This window comes from Candidatus Pelagibacter sp. Uisw_092, from assembly GCF_047729545.1.
In the GTDB taxonomy this organism is placed as follows: domain Bacteria; phylum Pseudomonadota; class Alphaproteobacteria; order Pelagibacterales; family Pelagibacteraceae; genus Pelagibacter.
The window spans coordinates 971,243-989,229 of sequence record NZ_CP159824.1; the positions used below are offsets into that span (position 1 = coordinate 971,243).

Annotated in this window: 15 protein-coding genes, 1 tRNA gene and 2 pseudogenes; 5 read left to right on the plus strand and 13 right to left on the minus strand. The window is 30.0% G+C overall.

Features of this window, described 5'->3' with window-relative positions; translation table 11 throughout:
- Positions 1–12 precede the first annotated feature (12 nt).
- Positions 13–588 (minus strand): annotated as a pseudogene (locus tag ABXT63_RS05400) (S49 family peptidase); the annotation flags it as partial.
- Positions 589–726: 138 nt separating this feature from the next.
- Here ABXT63_RS05400 and ABXT63_RS05405 point away from each other — a divergent pair.
- A complete protein-coding gene (locus ABXT63_RS05405) occupies positions 727–1,740 on the plus strand; it encodes a polyprenyl synthetase family protein (protein ID WP_415320562.1) in 1,014 nt (337 codons plus the stop codon).
- On the opposite strand, the gene pdxH is transcribed toward ABXT63_RS05405, so the two are convergent.
- Positions 1,737–2,363: a pyridoxamine 5'-phosphate oxidase gene (pdxH, locus tag ABXT63_RS05410; protein WP_415321956.1), complete on the minus strand. Its 627-nt coding sequence runs from the start codon at positions 2,361–2,363 to the stop codon at positions 1,737–1,739. The two genes, ABXT63_RS05405 and pdxH, sit on opposite strands and share 4 nt — an antisense overlap.
- A gap of 33 nt (positions 2,364–2,396) precedes the next feature.
- On the opposite strand from pdxH, the gene aroC reads away from it, so the two are divergent.
- Complete coding sequence (gene aroC / locus ABXT63_RS05415) at positions 2,397–3,479, plus strand: chorismate synthase (RefSeq protein WP_415320563.1); 1,083 nt, start codon at positions 2,397–2,399, stop codon at positions 3,477–3,479.
- A gap of 10 nt (positions 3,480–3,489) precedes the next feature.
- On the opposite strand, the gene dxs is transcribed toward aroC, so the two are convergent.
- The 3 genes from dxs to ABXT63_RS05430 are packed head-to-tail and all read right to left on the minus strand — an operon-like array spanning position 3,490 to position 6,510.
- Complete coding sequence (dxs, locus tag ABXT63_RS05420; protein WP_415320564.1) at positions 3,490–5,406, minus strand: 1-deoxy-D-xylulose-5-phosphate synthase; 1,917 nt, start codon at positions 5,404–5,406, stop codon at positions 3,490–3,492.
- Complete coding sequence (locus ABXT63_RS05425; RefSeq protein ID WP_415320565.1) at positions 5,403–6,275, minus strand: polyprenyl synthetase family protein; 873 nt, start codon at positions 6,273–6,275, stop codon at positions 5,403–5,405. The genes dxs and ABXT63_RS05425 overlap by 4 nt, the downstream gene beginning before the upstream one ends.
- On the minus strand, positions 6,265–6,510 hold the full coding sequence (locus ABXT63_RS05430) for an exonuclease VII small subunit (protein WP_415320566.1): 246 nt from the start codon (positions 6,508–6,510) through the stop codon (positions 6,265–6,267). Before ABXT63_RS05430 ends, ABXT63_RS05425 begins: the two co-directional genes overlap by 11 nt.
- A gap of 20 nt (positions 6,511–6,530) precedes the next feature.
- Between ABXT63_RS05430 and ABXT63_RS05435 the strand changes: the two genes are divergently transcribed.
- A complete protein-coding gene (locus tag ABXT63_RS05435; RefSeq protein ID WP_415320567.1) occupies positions 6,531–7,463 on the plus strand; it encodes an L-threonylcarbamoyladenylate synthase in 933 nt (310 codons plus the stop codon).
- A 16-nt stretch (positions 7,464–7,479) separates the two neighbouring features.
- Here ABXT63_RS05435 and ABXT63_RS05440 read toward each other — a convergent pair.
- Positions 7,480–7,556: transfer RNA gene (locus ABXT63_RS05440), tRNA-Arg, on the minus strand.
- A gap of 23 nt (positions 7,557–7,579) precedes the next feature.
- Here ABXT63_RS05440 and ABXT63_RS05445 point away from each other — a divergent pair.
- Together ABXT63_RS05445 and rpoH are read left to right on the plus strand one after the other, a co-directional pair.
- Positions 7,580–8,560: an RluA family pseudouridine synthase gene (locus ABXT63_RS05445; protein WP_415320568.1), complete on the plus strand. Its 981-nt coding sequence runs from the start codon at positions 7,580–7,582 to the stop codon at positions 8,558–8,560.
- 54 nt (positions 8,561–8,614) lie between these two features.
- Positions 8,615–9,496 (plus strand): RNA polymerase sigma factor RpoH, encoded by an 882-nt coding sequence (gene rpoH, locus ABXT63_RS05450; RefSeq protein WP_415321958.1) that lies wholly within the window; start codon positions 8,615–8,617, stop codon positions 9,494–9,496.
- On the opposite strand, the gene ABXT63_RS05455 is transcribed toward rpoH, so the two are convergent.
- From ABXT63_RS05455 to ybgF, 7 genes and pseudogenes are all read right to left on the minus strand, one after another.
- Positions 9,493–10,785: an adenylosuccinate synthase gene (locus tag ABXT63_RS05455; protein WP_415320569.1), complete on the minus strand. Its 1,293-nt coding sequence runs from the start codon at positions 10,783–10,785 to the stop codon at positions 9,493–9,495. The two genes, rpoH and ABXT63_RS05455, sit on opposite strands and share 4 nt — an antisense overlap.
- Positions 10,785–11,597, minus strand: a complete 813-nt coding sequence (gene thiD, locus ABXT63_RS05460; protein ID WP_415320570.1) for a bifunctional hydroxymethylpyrimidine kinase/phosphomethylpyrimidine kinase — start codon at positions 11,595–11,597, stop codon at positions 10,785–10,787. Before thiD ends, ABXT63_RS05455 begins: the two co-directional genes overlap by 1 nt.
- Position 11,598: 1 nt before the next feature.
- A pseudogene (gene glmM, locus ABXT63_RS05465) lies at positions 11,599–12,928 on the minus strand (phosphoglucosamine mutase).
- The gene (gene folP, locus ABXT63_RS05470) at positions 12,928–13,980 is read right to left on the minus strand and encodes a dihydropteroate synthase (RefSeq protein WP_415320571.1); all 1,053 of its coding nucleotides are present in this window, start codon (positions 13,978–13,980) and stop codon (positions 12,928–12,930) included. Before folP ends, glmM begins: the two are co-directional and overlap by 1 nt.
- A 5-nt stretch (positions 13,981–13,985) precedes the next feature.
- Positions 13,986–15,878: an ATP-dependent zinc metalloprotease FtsH gene (gene ftsH, locus ABXT63_RS05475; protein WP_415320572.1), complete on the minus strand. Its 1,893-nt coding sequence runs from the start codon at positions 15,876–15,878 to the stop codon at positions 13,986–13,988.
- 54 nt (positions 15,879–15,932) lie between these two features.
- Positions 15,933–16,979, minus strand: coding sequence for a tRNA lysidine(34) synthetase TilS (gene tilS / locus ABXT63_RS05480; protein WP_415320573.1), 1,047 nt, complete (start codon positions 16,977–16,979; stop codon positions 15,933–15,935).
- Complete coding sequence (ybgF, locus tag ABXT63_RS05485) at positions 16,939–17,913, minus strand: tol-pal system protein YbgF (RefSeq protein ID WP_415320574.1); 975 nt, start codon at positions 17,911–17,913, stop codon at positions 16,939–16,941. The genes tilS and ybgF overlap by 41 nt, the downstream gene beginning before the upstream one ends.
- Positions 17,914–17,987 lie beyond the last annotated feature (74 nt).

Consider the following 17,987-nt stretch of genomic DNA (forward strand, 5'->3'; position numbering starts at 1 on the left):
CTCTTTTGATTTGCTGCCTGCCCAAAACTCTCCTGAGAATAATTCAATACCATCTTTTTTAAGTTTAGATCCTCTGCTTTCTTCTACAACTTTAATAAAGTCTTTATGTAAATCTAATTGAATATTCTTAAGTCTCTCAATATCTTCTGACTTTTCTTCTTGAAATGGATCTAGTGAACTTTTATTTTTTCCTGCAGTATGAACTCTTCTTTCAACGCCAATTTTTTTTATTAACTCTGTAAACCCAAAAGATGAATAGATAACTCCTATAGAACCAATAATTGAACTAGAATTTGCATATATTTCATCACCTGCACAAGCTATTAAATATCCACCAGAAGCAGCAACATCTTCAGCAAATACTATAACTTTTATTTTATTTTTTTTGGCTTGAGCTCTAATGAATTTATAAATTAAGTGGGATTGTACAGGCGATCCACCGGGTGAATTTATAGTAATTGCTACTGCTTTCGCTTTTTTTAAAGAAAAGGCTTTTTCTATGATCTCTTCTTGTCCTGCAAAATCTATGCCTTGTTTAAACTTTCCAGCATTGCCTATGACACCATTTAGCTTGATATGAGCTATTATTTTTTTTTTTTAAAAAAAGAGAACATTATTAATCCTTATAGAATTTTTGATATAATATAAAGCTTACTTATAGTTGAAGATTAAGGTGCGTCAATTGATAAGTAATAAATATAACTTAATTATACTAACTTATTTTTTATGGGAACAGTAGTTCAGCTTAGAAACCAAATAAACAATTCTTATTTTCAACTAAAGGATTCAGTAGATGAAAAATTAGTTTTAGTTGAAGAAAAGATTAAATCAAAACTTTCGAGTGACGTTGATTTAGTTCAAAAAATGACTGACTACCACATAGAAACAGGTGGCAAAAGATTGAGAGCTCTATTAACTCTTGGATCGGCTAAATTATGTGGATATAAAAAAGGTGGTCGAGATATTAATCTAGCAGCATGTGTAGAAATGATACATGGTGCAACCTTAATGCATGATGATGTTATTGATCTCGGAAATATAAGAAGAGGAAAAAAAACATTAAATTCTATTTGGGGAAATCACTCCTCTGTACTAGTTGGGGACTATCTTCTAAGTAGGTGTTTTGAGATGATGGTAGAAGATGGAAATTTGGAAGTTCTAAAACTTTTATCCTCAACTTCATCAAAAATAGCTCAGGGAGAAGTATTACAACTACAGCACAAAGGTGAAGTTGACATGTTAGAAGAAACTTATTTTAAAATTATAACAGCTAAAACAGCTGAACTTTTTTCTGCAGCAACTAAAGTTGGAGCTATTTTATCTAATAAAGAAACAAAGGAAAAAGAGGCGCTGGAGTTTTATGGAAAAAACTTAGGTTTAACATTTCAAATTGCTGATGATACTTTAGATTATAATTCTGATCTAAAATTTTTTGGTAAAAAGATAGGTAAAGATTTTCTTGAGGGTAAAATTACGCTACCTGTCATTTTATTATTTCAAAATGTATCATCGATAGAAAAAGATAAATTAAAAAATATTTTTAAACAAGAAACAAGGTCAAATGAAGATTTAAATTTTACTTTAGAGCTTATTAAAAGATACAATATAATTAATGAATGTTACAAAAAAGCTGAACATTTTATTAATCTTTCATCAAATTCTTTAACTGTATTTAAAGATAGTGAAGAAAAAAAGATTTTAGAAAGTCTCACTTCGTTTAGTCTACAAAGAACCTTTTAAGGACTTAATAAAGATTTAGCCCAGTTACCCTCATTATCTTTAGTATATTTTAGTCTTTCGTGAATTCTACTATCTCCATCTAACCAAAATTCTATACTTGAAGGTATTAAATTCCAACCTGACCAATACTCTGGTCTTGGAACATCATTTTTATTGCTATATTTTTTTTTATATTCTTCTATTGAATTTAAAAGCTCATCTCTATTATTTAATATAGTGCTTTGTTTTGAGGCCCATGCTCCAATCCGGCTTTCATAACCTCTAGTATTGTAATATTCATCAGCCACTTCATTAGAAACTTTTTGCACTGTTCCATTAATCCGTACTTGTCTTAAGAGGCTTTTCCAATGAAAACACATTGCTGCTTTTGGGTTATTTTTTAAATCATTTCCTTTTTGACTATTCAAATTTGTATAAAAGACAAATCCATTTTTATTAAAGTCTTTCAGTAAAACCATCCTAATTGATGGAGAGTTATTATGATCAGAAGTTCCTAAAGCTACTGCATTTGGGTCGTTTGGTTCTGTCTTTCTTGCTTCATTCATCCAGACTTCAAATAAGTCTATTGGATCGTTTTTGTCTAAAAAGCAATTATTGAGGCCTAATGAGTTTTTTTGATTTATAATTTTAACAAAATAATCTATATAATATAGATAATGTCATTTAATACTTTTGGAAAGCAATTTCGCTTCACTACATGGGGAGAATCACATGGTCCAGCTATAGGGTGTGTTGTTGATGGTTGTCCACCTAATATAAACTTAAAAGAACAAGATATTCAGTTAGAATTAAATAAAAGAAAACCTGGACAATCAAAATTTACTACACAGAGAAAAGAGGACGATAAAGTTCAAATTTTATCAGGAGTATTCGAGGGTAAGACAACTGGAACACCTATTTCTTTAATTATTTATAATCAAGACATGAGATCAAAAGATTATGGAAATATTAAAGATAAATTTAGACCAGGACATGCTGATTTTACGTATTTTAAAAAATATGGAATAAGAGATTATCGTGGAGGTGGTAGATCTTCTGCAAGAGAAACAGCTTCAAGAGTTGCAGCAGGGGCAATTGCGAAAAAAGTTTTAGAAAATAAATTAGGTAAAAAGTTTAAAGTGGTTGGTGCTGTTACTCAATTAGGAATATTAGGATGTGATACCACTAACTGGAGTGATCAACTTATTAGTAAAAATCCATTTTTTTGCCCAGATAAAAATATGGTCAAACTTTGGGAAAAATATTTGCTAGATATAAGAAAATCAGGATCTTCTTGTGGTGCAGTGATTGAAGTAAGAGCTAGAGGAATTCCTGTTGGCTTAGGTGCTCCTATTTATTCTAAATTAGATATGGATATTGCTTCTGCAATGATGAGTATCAATGCTGTTAAAGGTGTTAATATTGGATCAGGGATGAATTCTGCACAATTAAGTGGAGAACAAAACTCAGATGAAATTTCCCAAAAAGGTAAAAAATTAAAATTTAATTCTAATAACGCAGGTGGGATTCTTGGTGGAATTTCAACAGGACAAGAAATTATCGTATCATTTGCTGTTAAACCAACTTCGTCTATTTTAACAACTAGAAAAACTATAGATAAATTTGGAAAAAATACCACCATCTCAGTTAAAGGGAGGCATGACCCTTGTGTTGGTATACGTGCAGTACCCGTTGGTGAGGCAATGATGAATTGTGTTTTATTAGATCATTACTTAATGAATAAAGCTCAGTGCAGTTAATATTTTAAATTTAACTTTTAACTACTTTAATTGAATCTTTTGTGAATAAAATATCTAGTATTTTTTTTGAAATTTGAGACGCATTAAGACCAGCAGTATCATACATTTTTTTTGGACTATCCTGCTCTATGAAAGTATCAGGTAATATCATTGCTCTAAATTTTAAGCCTTTATCGAATATACCTTTTTCTGATAATAAGTTTTCTACATGAGAGCCAAAACCTCCAATAGAACCTTCTTCTATAGTAATCATTACCTCATGTTCTCTCGCACACTTTAAAATAAGTTCCTGATCTAAAGGTTTTACAAACCTTGCATCAATTATTGTTGATTCAATTCCTTTATTCTTTAACTCAGCAGCTGCAATTTTACATTCTTCTAATCTAGTTCCTATGCTTAAAATACAAACCTGTTTTCCTTTATGAATAATTCTTCCTTTTCCTATTTCTATTATTTCATCTATAGATGGTAATTCCACTCCAATACCAGTTCCTCTTGGGTATCTAATAGCACAAGGTTTGTCATTGATATTCATTGAAGTATTTATCATTTTAACTAGTTCTGCTTCATCGCTTGGAGCCATTACTATAAAATTAGGAAGAGTAGAAAGATAAGTAATATCAAATGAACCTGCATGAGTTGGTCCATCAGCACCTACCAGGCCTGCCCTATCAATTATAAACCTTACAGGTAAACTTTGGATAGCTACATCGTGAACTACTTGATCGTAAGCTCTTTGTAGAAAAGTTGAATAGATTGCAACATAAGGTTTATAACCTTCGGTTGCTAGTCCTGCTGCAAAAGTAACTCCATGTTGTTCAGCAATCCCAACATCAAACATTCTTTTAGGAAACTCTTTAGCAAAAATATCCATACCTGTTCCACCTGGCATTGCTGCGGTAACTCCTACAATTTTGCTGTCTCTTTCCGCATGTTTAACCAAAGTGTTTGCAAAAACTTTAGTATAAGCTGGAAGGTTTGTTTCACTTTTTGTCTGTTCCCCAGTTACAACATTAAACTTTGAAACACCATGATAATGATCACTAGCTTTTTCAGCATAAGAATAACCTTTACCTTTTTGAGTTTTTATATGAATCATTATTGGACCTTGATGCTTTGAGTCTCTTGCATTTTTTAAAATTGGTATAAGTGTAGATAAATCATGTCCATCTATTGGACCAACATAATAAAAGCCTAAAGAATTAAAAAGAGTACCACCAGTTACAGCTGATCTTAAAAAATCTTCAGCTTTTCCAGCCTTTACACTAAATCTTTTAGAAAAAGCTGAAGCAATTAATTTAAATGTTTCTCTTAAACTAAAGTAAATTTTTCCTGTTAACAGTTTTGCTAAATAAGTTCTCATAGCTCCCACTGGTTTTGCAATTGACATGTCATTATCATTTAGAATAACAATCATTTTTGTTTTTGAAGCACCTGCATTATTCATAGCTTCATAAGCCATACCCGCACTAATTGCTCCATCTCCAATAACCGCAATTACGTTGTTTGATTTATTGGATAATTTATTTGCTTCGGCTATTCCTAACGCTGAAGATATAGAGGTAGAGCTATGTGCGGCACCGAAAGGATCATATTCACTTTCAGATCTTTTAGTAAATCCAGACAGGCCATTACCTTGTCTTAAAGTTTTAATTTTAGACTTCCTTCCTGTTAGAATTTTGTGAGGATAAGTTTGATGACCCACATCCCAAATTAGCTTGTCATTGGGGGTATCAAATATGTAATGCAAAGCAACTGTCAACTCAACAACACCTAAGCCTGCTCCTAAATGCCCACCTGTTTTGGATACTGCATCAATCATTTCCTTTCTCACTTCATTAGATAGCTCTTGAAGATTATTTTCAGATAATTTTCTTAAATCTGAAGGGAAATTAATATTTTTTAAAAATTTATATTCTTGTGTCATTTATTTCTTGTTAAAATGTAATCTAAAGTTTCATTTAAACTTGTAGAATTTAATTTATATTTATTTAAATCTTTAATAATTTTTAATTTTATTCTATCACTATATTTAATAGCATTTTGGTATCCTAGTAAACTGATTAAAGTTGCTTTACCTTTTTTCTTATCTTTCCCTGTTATTTTTCCTGCAATTTTAGAAGAGCCTTTAAAATCGATAAGATCATCTGCTATTTGAAATAAAAGGCCTATATTTGCACCAATATTTTCAAAAAATTTTATTTCTTTTTTGTTTTTCTTTTCAATAATGGCTGGAACAGCACAACAAAAACTAAACAATCTTCCTGTTTTTTTTATTTCCATATTTATAATTTTATTTTTTGAAATCTTTTTCTTTTCAAAACTTAGATCTAAATATTGACCACCAGCAATTCCTAAATGCCCAGAAGTCTGAGATAATTTTTGAACTAGGTCTGTCTTTGTTTTTTCATTAATCTTTAAGTTTGAACTAGTTAGGATTTCAAAAGCCATTGTTAAAAGTGAGTTTCCAGCGAGCACTGCTGTGGATTCTCCAAATTTAATATGTGTAGAGGGTTTTCCTCTTCTTAACTTATCATTATCCATACAGGGTAGGTCGTCATGAATAAGTGAATAAGCATGAATACACTCTACTGCAGCACCTATGGCAATTAATGTTTTATACTCAATGTTAAATATAATCCCTATATCTAATAAAATTTTTGATCTAATTTTTTTTCCTCCTGGAAATAAGCCATACTCCATAGCTGTAACTAATTCTGTTCTTTTCTGTCTCTTAATAAATTTTTTTAAAAATAGATTGGTATCTTTAGCTATTTTGACAAGTTTATTTATCATTTTTTTTTGAGGTTATATTGTTAATTTTTTTCTTTGTTTCTTCATTAATTATTTTAATAGTTTTATGAAATTTTTTTTCAATAATATTATTTAATTTTAATAACTCTTGATAAGAATCAATTGAATTCTGAAGATTTTTTTCTGCTTCTAAAATTTCAATAATATTATTTGCTTCTTTTGTTAGTTCCTCTAGAGATTGTGAGTTATTATCAGGTGGTAAATTTTTATCTTTCATATAATAATTATTATTAATACATGAAAACTAATCAATCAAATATCAAAAAAGCAAAAAAATACCTTAATAAAAATTACTGTATAGGCGTCCCAACTGAAACAGTTTATGGCTTAGCAGCTAATGCCTACATAGATTCGGCCGTAAAAAAGATTTTTAATTTAAAAAAAAGGCCTAAAAATAACCCTTTAATTGTTCATTATCACGACATTGATTCTCTAGAAAGAGATTGTTTAATAAATGACAATTTCATCAAACTTTATAAAAAGTTTTCTCCTGGTCCAATAACATACGTTCTGAAATTAAAAAAAGATTCTAAAATTTCTAAATATGTTACCAATAACCAAAAAAGTTTAGCAGTAAGATTTCCAAAACATTTTCTATTTAAAAATCTACTAAAACAATTAGATTATCCATTAGCAGCACCCAGTGCTAATATCTCTACAAAAGTAAGTGCAGTTAAAGCAAAGGATGTTAGAGAAGAATTTGGCAATAAAATTAGATATATTTTAGATGGGGGCACGTGTGCAATTGGCATCGAATCCACTATTATTAACCTTATAGGTAAACCCACTATATTAAGGTTGGGCGGTTTAGATATTTCAAAAATTCAAAAAACTTTAGGATTTAAATTAAATATAGCTGTTAACTCTAAAAAGAAAATTGCCCCAGGCCAATCTCGTCTACATTATTCTCCAGGTGTCCCCTTGAGAATGAATATAGCTAAACCAAAAAATAATGAAGCATTTATAATAATTAAAAAAAGAAAAACTAAATTAAAAAATTATTTTTATTTAACCACTACGAATAACTTAAATGAAGCTGCAAAAAACCTATACTCTTGTTTAAGAAAAATAAAAAATAAAGGTTATAGATTTATTGCTGTAGAAAAAATTTCTAATAAAGGGTTAGGAAGAGCTATTAATGACAGATTACAGAGAGCTTCTAAGTATTAAATGCTTAACTTAATTATGGTGCGCCACATAGGAGTCGAACCTATAACCCCCAGATTCGAAATCTGGTGCTCTATCCAGTTGAGCTAGCAGCGCATATAGTATTAATATTACATTTTATGAAAAAAAACATTAATTTAATAGTTGAGACAGATGAGAATAATCTTCGACTTGATGTATTCGTCAACAAAAGAGAGAAATTAATTAGCAGAACTAGAATTAAAAATCTAATTCTAAAAGAAAAATTAAAATTGAATAATGTAATTATTAATAGTCCTTCAAAAAAAATCTGCACTGGTGATAAGGTGGATCTCCAAATTCCAGAACCAAAAGAAGCTTCATTAAAACCTTACGATTTTAAATTAAAAATCGTTTATGAAGATGATGATCTATTAGTAATTGACAAGCCTGCTGGAATAATCATGCATCCAGGTGCAGGTAACTATGATGAAACAATTGTTAATGCTCTAATGTATTATAATAAAGATTCTTTATCTACAATTGGAGATGAGCTAAGACCAGGTATTGTTCATAGAATAGATAAAGATACCTCTGGATTAATAGTTATAGCAAAAAATAATATAACCCATGAAAATTTATCTCATCAATTTAGTGAACATACAATTACAAGGGTTTATCAACTTTTAATTTGGGGAAAACTTAGACCTTCATCTGGAAAAATTGATACTTTTATAACTAGAAGTTCAAAAAATAGACAAATGATGGAGGTTAGTAGCTCCAAAGGTAAAAGGGCAATAACTAATTATAAAACTATAGAGATTTTTGAAAATGATAAAACACCCACGCTAAGTTTGGTCGAATGTAAATTGGAAACAGGTAGAACACACCAAATAAGAGTTCACATGACACATATGGGTAACAGCATTATGGGTGATGGTAAGTATAAAAAGAAATATAAGAAACTTAAAAATATTGATACTAGTTTGGAAAACCTAATTTATAAATTAGACAGACAGTTTCTACACGCTCATACACTAGGCTTCATTCACCCCAAAACTAATGAAGAAATGACATTTACCTCAATTTTGCCACAAGAACTTGAAAATATTCTAGTATTGCTTAGAAACACTAGCAAATAAGATCTTGAACTATTACAATAATTAATTAAATAAATACAACTTATGAAAACCACGATGAATAGTAATCTTCCTGCACTTTCAAATGAGGGTGGTCTATCTGCTTATCTTGAGCAGATTAAAAAGTTTCCTATGTTGGTGGCTGAAGAGGAATACATGCTAGCAAAAAATTGGAAAACTACAGGAAATGTTAAAGCTGCTGAAAAACTTGTAACCAGCCACCTTAGACTCGTTGCCAAAATTGCAATGGGATATAGAGGGTATGGCCTTCCAGTAAATGAAATGATTTCAGAAGGAAACGTAGGCTTAATGCAAGCAGTTAAAAAATTTGAGCCTGAAAAAGGATTTAGATTAGCAACCTATGCTATGTGGTGGATTAGAGCTTCTATTCAAGAGTATATATTAAGATCCTGGAGTTTAGTTAAAATAGGAACAACAACAGCTCAAAAAAAATTATTTTTTAATTTAAAGAAGATTAAAAATCAAATTGCTCCTCAGTCAGAAGGTGATTTAAGACCTGAGCATGTAAATGAAATAGCTAATAAATTAGATGTTAGCGAACATGAGGTCGTATCAATGAATAGAAGGCTTTCTGGTAAAGAGTTTTCTTTAAATGCCCAAGTCGGTGAAGATGGTGATGAGTGGCAAGATTGGTTAGTTGATAAAGAATTAGATCATGATCTTAAATTTGCACATCAAGAAGAGATGGGACAAAGACAAGGCCTATTGAGGGATTCTTTAAAAATTCTTAATGAAAGAGAACGAGAGATTCTATATTCTAGGAGATTAAATGATGAGCCCACAACACTAGAGGATTTGAGTAAAAAATACAAAATTAGCAGAGAAAGAATTAGACAAATAGAAAATAAAGCTTTTGAAAAGCTTCAAAAACATATGCTTTTATCTGCTAAATCTAAAAATTTACTTCCCGTAAACTAAACTTCAAAAGGATTCTCTAAGAGAATTGTGTCTTCACGTTCAGGACTTGTTGAAATACTTGAAACTTTTGTGCCTATAAAATCTTCTAAAGCATAAATATATTTTTTTGCATTTTCTGGTAAAGCCTCAATGTTTTTGATCCCCTGAGTAGAGCTTTTCCATCCAGGAAAAGTTTTATAGATAGGATTTATCTTTAACTGATCCTCAACTGAAGCAGGAAGATAATTCATTTTTTTTCCATCCAGTTCATACTCAACACACATTTTGATTTCATCAAGTTCATCTAAAACATCTAATTTAGTTAACGCAATTCCATCTATTCCAGAAATTTTAATTGTCTGTCTTACTAAAACTCCATCAAACCAACCACATCTTCTTTTTCTACTTGTCACTGTTCCAAATTCTTTACCTCTTGACCCAAGTAACTCTCCAGTATCATCAGTTAATTCAGTGGGAAAAGGTCCTTCTCCGACTCTAGTTGTATAGGCTTTGGTTATACCAAGCACATAGTGAATAGAATTTGGTCCACATCCAGTTCCTGTAGCAGCAGCAGATGCGACTGTATTGGATGATGTTACAAAAGGATACGTTCCATGATCAACATCTAATAAAATTCCTTGCGCTCCCTCAAATAGTATTTTCTTTTTTTGTTTTTTAAATTCATCAATTCTAAGCCATACTGGCTGTGAAAACTTTAATATTTCTGGGGCAATTTTTAACAGGTCTTCTTTTAATTTATCTTTTTCAAAAATTTTTTTACCTAATCCTTTTCTAATTGCATTGTGGTGAAGAAGCACTGTTTCCAATCTATGATCAAGGTTTGTTTCAGATCTTAAATCCATAACACGGATAGATCGTCTTCCAACTTTATCTTCGTAAGCAGGTCCAATTCCACGTCTTGTAGTACCAATTTTTCCTTTACCAGCTGCGTCTTCTCTTATCTCATCCATCTCTCTATGAAAGGGCAAAATAAGATTTGCAGATTCAGATATTATAAAATTTTCTATACTTACCTCGACACCTTTAGATCTAATCTCAGTAATTTCATCTAATAATGCCCAAGGATCAATTACAACTCCATTACCAATAATAGATATTTTATTTTTTCTAACAATTCCAGAAGGAAGCAGCCTTAATTTATATGTAATGCCATCAATAACTAATGTATGCCCAGCATTGTGACCACCTTGAAAACGAATAACAACATCAGCCTGATCTGATAACCAGTCAACTATTTTTCCTTTTCCTTCATCACCCCATTGTGATCCAACAACGACTACATTTTTCATTATCTAAATTTTCTATTAACTATTATTGAACTTAAATGATTTATAGGACCATGACCTTTACCATAATTAAGATTTGATCTTATAGAATTATTTACATACTTTGTGGCTAGCTCACAAGATTTCTTTAAGGTTTTTCCACATGCAAAAAAAGTAGAAATTGCTGATGACAGTGTACAGCCAGTTCCATGTGTATTAATGGTTGTAATTCTTCTATTTTTTATGATCATAATTTCTTTTTTATTAACAAAGACATCGTGCACTAATTTAGATTCTAGATGACCACCTTTTATAAAAACATTTTTTGCCCCTAAGTTAATCAAAATACTTGCCGCAAAGATCATGTCTTCTTTAGTTTTTATTTTAGTTTTGGTTAATATTTCAGCCTCTGGAATATTAGGAGTTATTAAAGTTACTTTTTTTATTAATTTATTTTTTAATAGCTCTACTGCTTTGTCATCTATTAGCTTTGCTCCACCCTTAGCAATCATAACAGGATCCAAAATTATTTTCTTAACTTTAATAGAGTCTAATGAACGAATTACAGATTTTATCACCTGAGTAGAATGTAACATCCCAATTTTTATTGCATCAGGTTTAATATCTTTTGAAGTAAATTCTATTTGGTCAGAAATTTTTTTTGGTACAATGGGTATAATTGATTTAACACCTGTTGTATTTTGAATTGTTACAGCTGTTATTGCAGTCATTGCATATGAACCTAATGCAGTCACAGTTTTAATATCTGCTTGAATGCCCGCACCACCAGATGAATCTGACCCTGCAATGATTAATATTTTAGACTTTGGTTTCAATTTATTTAACTTTTTTTAATATAACGTTTAAACATTTTTGAAGTAGTTTATTGTTTTCACTTTCACCCATTACTCTAATTTTTGATTCTGTTCCTGACGCTCTAACCAATATTCTTCCTTGTCCCTTCATTAATTTTTCTGCAATTTTAATGGATTTTTTTATATCAGTATTATTAATTATACTTTTATCTTTTACATTAACATTTTCTAAGACCTGTGGAGTTTTTTTAAAAGTATCAAAAAAATTGCTAGCTTTTCTTCCTTTTCTTAAGGAAAATAAAACTTCTAACGCAACAAGTAGACCGTCCCCAGTGGTTGCAAATTTTCCTAAAATAATATGCCCAGATTGCTCACCACCTAAATTAAAATTATTTTTTTGCATCTTTTCTTTTACATATCGATCACCAACATTTGCTCTTATAAATTTTATTTGTTGTAATTTAAAAAAATTTTCTAATCCATAGTTTGACATTAATGTGCCAACAACACCACCTCTCAACATTTTTTTTCTTCTCCATCTAATTGCTAGTGCTGCAATTATTTGATCGCCATCAATTACACTTCCTTTTTCATCACACATAATGATTCTGTCAGCATCACCATCAAGAGAAATTCCTATATGTGCTTTATGTTTTTTGACTGCTAGTTTAATTTTACTTGGAAAAGTTGAGCCACAGTTTTGATTAATATTTAAACCATTAGGTTTTATTCCAATGGCAATTACTTTGGCACCTAAAGATTTAAGTAATTCTGGTCCAGCCTTGTATCCAGCACCATTTGCACAATCAATAACTATTCTTAAACCTCTAAGGTTAAAATCCCTTGGAAAATTTTTTTTTAATATCTTAATGTAATCTTTATTTCCACTTTCTAATCTTTTGACTCGTCCTAATTGTTTTGGCCTTGATAAATTATTTTTGACTTTTTTATCAATTAAACTTTCTATTTTTTTTTCTATTTTATCAGAAAGTTTTAATCCATCAGGACCAAATAACTTTAGTCCATTATCGTAATACGGATTATGAGATGCAGTAATCATAATGCCCATATTTGCTTTCATTGATTTTGTTAGCATTGCCAAACCATTTGTTGGTAGAGGTCCCATTGTGTAAACGTGCATTCCAGCCGAGGTAAGTCCTGAAACTAAAGCTGGTTCTAAAGTATAACCAGATAATCTGGTGTCTTTGGCAATTATTGCAATTTGTTTTTTTTTTTTGAGTCTTGAAATACGTTCCCGATGCTAAACCAAATTTAAAAAACATGTCTCCATTAATGTTTTTGCTATTTACGAGGCCTCTTATTCCATCGGTTCCAAAATATTTTTTTGTCATTAATTTTTTATTAATTCTTTAAATACCTTAATACTTTGTGATAATTCATTCACATCATGAGTTCTTAAAATTTGAACACCTTGCATCATTGAATATAATGAGGAAGCTATTGTCCCTCCCAATCTTTCCTTAGTATCATTTTTTCCAGATAAATCCTTTATAAATTTCTTTCTAGATAGTCCAAGTAGTATAGGAAAACCTAGCGTATGAAAAATAGAAATACCCCTAATTAAATTCATATTATGTTTCAAATTTTTTCCAAAACCAATACCTGGGTCAATTATAATATTGTTATGTTTTATCCCCTTGGTTCTTATAAACTTTATTTTTTCTTCAAAAAAATCATATATGTCCAATAATTCATTTTTATATTTTGGATTATTTTGCATATTTTCTGGAATTCCCTGTGAGTGCTGGATCACAAATGGAGATTTATTTTTTCTTAATACATCAATTGTTTTAGAGTCATAACTTAATCCCGAAATATCATTAATTAGTTTAATTCCTATCTTAACTCCTTTACTCATTATGTCTGCTTTTCTTGTATCAACTGATAATGGAATTTTTTTACCTAACTTTTTTATAATTTTTTTAATTCTACTCCATTCTTCTTTTTCACTTATTGATTTAGATCCTGGTCTTGTAGATTCCCCACCTACATCAACTATATCCGCACCAAATTCAAATAAATTGAATGCATGTTTTAACCCTATTTTTCTTTTATTAAATTTACCACCATCAGAAAAGCTATCTGGTGTTAGATTCAGTACTCCCATTATATTTGGAATTTTTTTAAAATTTAAATTTGAAAAATTGTTATTTTTTTTAGTAATAATTTTAAGGTCTTGATTAATTTTTTCTCTTTGTGATTTAGGTAGTTTTTTTATATCCTTAAGATCAATTATCTTTTTTGAATCTCGTGTAATAATTTCTAACTGACTAAATGAGAGTTTTTTGTTACTATTTAATGGAAGGTTAATTTTATTATTTACTAACTTTATTGAGGATTTGCCATAAGCAAAATTACACACTCTTGTGTAATATTTTTTCATTTTTTTTAATGAACAATTTTTGGCTTAAGACCCATTGAGCTTAAAGCTGAACCTTTATCTTTATCCTCAACTTTTAAATCTTCTTTATTACTTGGATATATATTTTTGTTTATTAAATTTTCAATCTCATCTCCTGAAAGAGTTTCATAAGTTAAAAGAGCTTTTGCCAACTTATGTAAGTCCTCAATTTTTTCAGTTAAAACTTTTCTTGCCCTTGTGTAACCTTTATCTACAATTTTTCTAATTTCTGAGTCTACTTTTTTTGAAGTTTCTTCAGACATATTTTGAGTTCTTGCAACAGATCTACCCAAAAATACCTCTTCTTCATTTGAACCATAGGCAACTGGTCCCAACTCTTTACTAAGGCCTGCTTGCATTACCATGGCTCTTGCTCTTTGAGTTGCTTGTTCAATATCACTAGATGCACCAGTTGTAACTTTATCTTCTCCAAATATGATTTCTTCTGCTACTCTTCCACCCATAGCTATAGCTAATTGAGCATGAAGCTGTTCTCTTGTTTGTGATATTTGATCTCTCTCAGGTAGCTGCATAACCATCCCTAGGGCTCGACCTCTTGGAATAATTGTTGCTTTATGAATTGGGTGTGCAGCACTCTCATTAATAGTTACTATTGCATGACCTGCCTCGTGGTAAGCTGTTAAAGTTTTTTCTTCCTCAGTCATGACCATGGATCTTCTTTCTGAACCCATCATTACTTTATCTCTAGCTTCTTCAAATTCAACTAGAGTAACTATTCTTTTATTTTTTCTCGCAGCAAGTAATGCTGCTTCATTAACTATATTCGCTAAATCTGCACCTGAAAAACCTGGGGTTCCTCTTGCTACGGTTCTTAAATTTACGTCTGGAGCCATCTTAATTTTTTTAACATGAACTTTTAGTATTTTTTCTCTTCCTATAATATCTGGAAGTCCAACTACTACTTGCCTATCAAATCTTCCAGGTCTTAATAACGCTGGATCTAGTACATCAGGTCTATTTGTGGCTGCAATAATTATTACCCCTTCATTAGTTTCAAAACCATCCATTTCTACTAATAATTGGTTTAAAGTTTGTTCTCTTTCATCGTTACCACCTCCAAGTCCTGCACCTCTACTTCTTCCAACAGCATCTATTTCATCTATAAAAATAATACAAGGTGAATTTTTTTTACCTTGTTCAAACATGTCTCTAACTCTTGATGCTCCAACACCAACAAACATTTCAACAAAATCTGACCCTGATATAGTAAAGAATGGAACACCTGCTTCTCCAGCTATTGCTCTAGCGAGTAAAGTTTTTCCTGTTCCAGGTTGACCAACTAACAAACATCCTCTTGGTATTTTTCCACCAAGTCTACTAAATTTTTTTGGGTCTTTTAAAAATTGAACAACCTCTTCCACTTCTTCTTTTGCCTCTTCTACACCGGCAACATCATCAAAGGTAACTTTACCTTTTAGTTCATTCATCAATTTTGCCTTGGACTTGCCAAAGCCCATGGCTCCACCTTTGCCCCCTTGCATTTGTCTCATAAAGAAAATCCAAACAGCAATTAATAATAACATTGGAAACCATGATAATAAAACTCCAAATAAAGATGGCATTTTATCCTCTAGAGGAGCTGCCGAAATGCTTACACCCTTACTGGATAATTTTTCGATTAAGTTTGGATAATTTGGAGAGTATGTAGAAAAAGAATTTCCGTTAGCAAGAACTCCTCTTATGTTATTTCCTTGTATATCTACCTTTACAACTCCACCATTATCAACTTCTGATAAAAATTCTGAAAATATAATTGAATTACTTTTACCCACATTCGCCTGTGGATTTTTAAACATATTATAAAGGCCAATTGTTAAGAAAACAATTACAGCCCACATTGCTAAATTCTTCGTATTCATGGATATAAGATAATAATTATTATTAATTAAACAAGTGTCAAATTGATACAAAATTTAGATTTTATAGGAAATTTCTTTAGATATTAATATAGTTTTATTAATTCTTTCCACAAAACACCCTCCTAAAGTTACTTTTGTAAAAGATTTACTATTAATTCTATCAATCAATTCATCCATACTTTTTCCTCTTACAGGATAATATTTTTTTCCAAGTTTTTGAATTATTTTTGTTAGAGATCTAAAAATTATCTCATGAGATTGATCAAAAAAATCATGATTTAAAATATAAGAATTTTTTTTTTTTAAGTAAATAACATTTTTAGAAAGATTTTTATCGACATAAAATTTGATGGATCTGTCTGCATCTTTTAAATTATTAATAGTTAATTTAAGTTTTTTTATATCTAAACCCTCTTCTTCAAGTAATTGCAATAAATTTCTAATCCTAGTTCTTTTATAATTTTCATTAATATTTGATGGGTCTTTAACAAAAAAATTAAATATTTTTTTAGATGTATAAATCAAATCTTTTTTTTCTATATTTAATAATGGTCTTAAAATATTTATGTTTTGATCTCTATATTTTGTATTTTTATTAAATGAGATTAATCCATTTAGTCCACTACCTCTGATCATTCTGATTAAGAAATTTTCAAATAAATCGTTTAAGTGATGCCCTAATAATAAATACTTGATATTATTTTTTTTACATTCTCTTACTAATAAAGTGTATCTTTTGTCTCTTGCTAAAGCTTGAATATTGCTAGATGGTTTTTTACCTTTCCAGCTTATGATCTTGCACTGGATATTAATTTTTTTTAAAATTTTTTTAACAGAGTTGGCTTCTAATGTGGATTCTTTTCTAATTTTATGATCAATTAGAAAAAATTTAATTTCTAATTTATTTTTTAATGAATAGCATTTAGCTAAGTAAGCTAGTGCCAAACTATCTGGCCCACCTGAAACTGCTACAGCTAAATTTTCTTTAATTTTTAAAGAAGAGGAAAATTCACTATAAACTTTAGAAATTTTTTTTTTTTTTAAATGGCTAAGAATATCTTTATGTTTTTTGTTTTGAGCACTCAAATTTTTTAGATTCATACTTTGCTTTTTGAAGCACAGACTGATTAGCTTTAGGGTATTGCTTTTCAACACCTTCAATCATTTTGCAACCCTGCTCCTTCTCTCCTATTTGAACCATTGATACACCAAGTTTTAGTAAATTTATAGGAGCCTTCTCACCTTTTGGGTATTTTTGATACCCCTCAAGATAAGCAGTGGCTGCATCTGTATAAAGTTGTCTTATTCTAAAGGTTTCTGCATACCAATATTGTGCATTACCAGCCAATTTATGTTCTGAATTATTAATTACAAACTCTCTAAATGCTCTCTCTGCTGTATTGTAATCTCCTACTTTTAAAAAACTAGTTGCAAATTCATATTGTTTTTCTGGAGAGACTTTTGGAAGTATATTTTTTTCTGACTCAAATTTTTCCGTTACAATAGAGGATGTTGTTTCTACTGATTGTATTTTTTGGGTAGTTTCTTCACTTTCTGTGTCCTTATATGAAATAGAACCTAAGTCCTGTGGAGTTGAAGATCCTGGTAAATTTTTGCTTTCATTTTTTTTTGTTTTTGAGGTTAATTTTTGGTTAATTTCTCCTGAAGACAAAACTTTTTCAACGTCTTGAAATCTTATTTGGTTATCTGCCTGCACTTTAGAAAGTCTATTTGATAGCTTGTCTAATTTAAAATTTATTTCCTCAAATTTATTTGTAAGTTCTTGAAATTGATTTTCAATATCAGATAATTTTAAAAGATGTCTCGTTAAAACATCTTCTGAGTTTTCATTTGTACTTTTTTGATTATTTGAATTAATTGATCCTGCATAAACAGCTTTTTCTAGAGTTTTTAAGTCTTTTTGAATTAATTCTAAAATTTCACTTATGTTATGGTTATCAGCAGAAACAATGTTGGTTAAAAATGAAAATAATAATATTAAACTTAATTGAATTAATTTTTTATAATTGAACATAACATATTGAGTAATGATTATAATAATGGCAAAAAAAAGACCCTACACATTTTTGTGAAGGGTCTTTTATAAAC